General features: G+C 42.8%; 1 protein-coding gene. It reads right to left on the bottom strand.

Annotated elements, in window-relative coordinates:
- Positions 1-41: 41 nt before the first annotated feature.
- Positions 42-1,207, bottom strand: a protein-coding gene (locus BAA9072_RS23865) for an IS3 family transposase (RefSeq protein ID WP_201717043.1) whose coding sequence is annotated in 2 segments (ribosomal slippage) — positions 42-931 and positions 931-1,207 — 1,167 coding nt in all. Because the reading frame shifts where the segments join, the coding sequence is not laid out codon by codon here.
- Positions 1,208-1,293 lie beyond the last annotated feature (86 nt).

Raw genomic sequence — 1,293 nt, 5'->3', positions numbered from 1 at the left:
TAGACTGACATAGCGATTTGAGACACATATAAAACACCTCTTTAGGCTGCTTGCGCCCCAAATTCTTTGGGCGTCAGGTAGCCTAATTTTTCTAGGATACGGTCTTGGTTGTAATAGCGCACGTATTCATTGACCTTCTCCACTACCTGGATATTGTGGATCGAATTGTATTTGACGTACTGGAATTCCTCCGATTTAATATTGGAATGAAATGATTCAATGACCGCATTGTCCCAACAGTTTCCACGCCGTGACATACTACTGACCAGATGGCTCTTCTTGACCAACTCCTGGTACGCATACGAGGTGTAGACACTTCCTTGATCGGAGTGGATGATCACGCCTTCCGGGTTTCCGCGCATCTCCAGCGCCTCTTTTAAGGTATCAATGACCAGCGGTGTTTGTTGGTGGTCGTACATTTTGTACGCGACAATTTCATTATTGAACAGGTCCATGATCGTCGACAGGTACATCGTCGAACGTCCATACTGGATATACGTGATATCTGTCACCCATTTTTGGTTCGGCGCAGAAGCCATGAAATTGCGTTGTAGAAGATTCGGCGCTATGATGACAGATTCACCTTGTGATTTCCATTTCCGTTTTGGTTTGATTCGGCATTGCAAATGATGCTTTTGCATGATGGATTGAACCGTATTGCGGTGCCGATCCAACTTGTACTCTTCCTTTAATAACTTCTTGATTTTCCGATGACCAAAACGATACTTCGTTTTCTTGCACAAGGCGATAATCGCTTCTTCTACTTTTTTCAATACGCGTGGGGGGCCTTCAGTGAGCCAGCGGTAATAAGTGGAGCGCGGCACACTCAGCACAGATAAAATCGCTGTCACGGTATACTTTTTCCGATATTTTTCTACCAATTGAAGAATTAGTTCTTTTTCAACTCCTTTTTCATTTCCAAATACTTTTTTAAGATCTCATTCTCCATTTTCAAATGCGCATTTTGGCGATCTTTCTTCTCGTCTTCACTCGCGAATTCCGGCCCATGCCCAAAGGAATATTGCTTGCCAATGGGTTGGTCGAAACGGTGGATTTCATTTTTCCGATACCATCTCATCCAGGTCTCAATCTGTGACTTATTTTTGATTCCGTGCTTCTCCATAATCTCTTTCGTTGTCAACTGGCCGCTCATTTTGTCTTTTACAACGGCCCATTTCGTCTCACTTGAATATACGTTTTTGCCCATGCAAAAACACCTCCGTTTTCAGTACTTGTAATAAGTGTACCATTTCGGAGGTGTTTTATATTGTCCCATTTAATTATGTTAGTCTA

Source organism: Rossellomorea arthrocnemi, assembly GCF_904424705.1.
GTDB classification, from domain to species: Bacteria; Bacillota; Bacilli; order Bacillales; family Bacillaceae_B; genus Rossellomorea; species Rossellomorea arthrocnemi.
Note: the sequence above shows the minus strand (reverse complement) of the source record. Positions and strands in the feature narration are given on the sequence as shown.